General features: G+C 60.4%; 1 protein-coding gene. It reads right to left on the bottom strand.

Annotated features, from left to right (window positions below):
• Window positions 1-235: 235 nt before the first annotated feature.
• Window positions 236-1450 (bottom strand): IS91-like element ISVsa3 family transposase (locus KU855_RS18670; protein WP_198091749.1); only part of this gene is annotated, 1215 nt, incomplete at its 5' end.

Here is a 1450-nt window from a genome sequence, read left to right as displayed (position 1 = left end):
ACGTATAGGAAGAATAAACGCCCTTTTCACCCAAGTCCAACAGCTTTGGACCGCAGTTGACTCTTTCGACACCCCTGCGATGCAACCCAATCCGGCTGACGGGGAGCCAGCAACGCTGAAAATTTACCCTCCTCTTTCCCACTAGCGGCTCCTTTTCCGACAACCAGCACGGCGGATCCCTGCCGCGGCGCTGTGAACGCAGCATTTTGATTGGTATCGTTGGCCTTCAGGCTCGTCAGTCAAACAGACCCAGGAGCAGCTCAGCCGGTGGCGCCCGGCTTTCGGGTAACGCCCTGGTCCCGCTGGTTTCGGCTTTGTGCTTCAGGTGATCAAGGATCTGCTTGATCACTATAGGGTCTTCAATGCAGGCGATGACTTTCATGGCGCCGCCGCAGCCGCTGCAGGTCTCGATGTCGATATTGAAAACACGCTTGAGCCGTTGCGCCCATGTCATCGACGCTCGCCGTTGTGCTGGTGTTGCCGGTTCATCAGCCACCCTGACCTTGTTGCCCCTGCCCCGTTTTGCCGGCGTGACCAACGCCCGGTGCCGACTGTTGGGTGCGAACACCCCGTGGAAGCGGGTTAGGTTGACTCTGGGCTTCGGTACCAGGGCGGCCAGCCTTGCAATGAAATCCAATGGTTCGAAAATGACGTGCGTGGTGCCGTCCCGGTACGGCGTCTTGAGCTGGTAGCGCACGTTGCCGCCTCGTGTTAACGACAGCCGCTTCTCGGATACCGCCGGGCGGCTGATGTACCGGCACAGCCGTTCGAGCTTCTTGCGTTCATCGGCCCTGGCCGCCACGCCGGCGTGCAGGCTGGACCCGGCTACCTTGCCAATCCCGTCACCGAACGGATCACCACTGGTCGGCAGAGTTTGCAAAGTGAACACCTTTCGCCCCGCCTGTGAACCGACAGCGATACGGTAAGTGATCGAGTGCCCCAGCAGGGGTGTCATCGGGTCGTCATCCACCGCATCCGAGGCCAGATAGCTGTTTTCGACATCCCGTTCCAGCAGGCCTTGCCGTTCCAGATAGCGACCCACCCGGTGGGCGATGGTGTGCGTCAGCTGGGTGAGCTCTGGGCTGGTCGGCGCCTTGACCCAGCGGAAACGCGCTGAGCCGTGGGATTGCTCGACATACACACCGTCGAGAAACAGCATGTGGAAGTGAACATTCAGATTGAGCGCCGATCCAAAACGCTGGATCAGGGTGACCGCGCCCGTCTTGGCCACTTGGTGGGTATGGCCCGCTTTCTTGACCAGGTGCGTGGCAATGACGCGGTAAACGATGCCCAGCACCCACCCCATGATCTCGGGCCGGCTGGCAAACAGGAAACGCAGCTGAAACGGGAAGCTCAACACCCACTGACGCATGGGTTGTTCAGGCAGTACTTCATCAACCAGCAAGGCGGCACTTTCGGCCATCCGCCGCGCCCCACAGCTCGGGCAGAA

The sequence above is a fragment of the Shewanella sp. NIFS-20-20 genome, assembly GCF_019209865.1.
In the GTDB taxonomy this organism is placed as follows: domain Bacteria; phylum Pseudomonadota; class Gammaproteobacteria; order Enterobacterales; family Shewanellaceae; genus Shewanella.
This window is presented reverse-complemented; position numbering and strand designations above follow the sequence as displayed.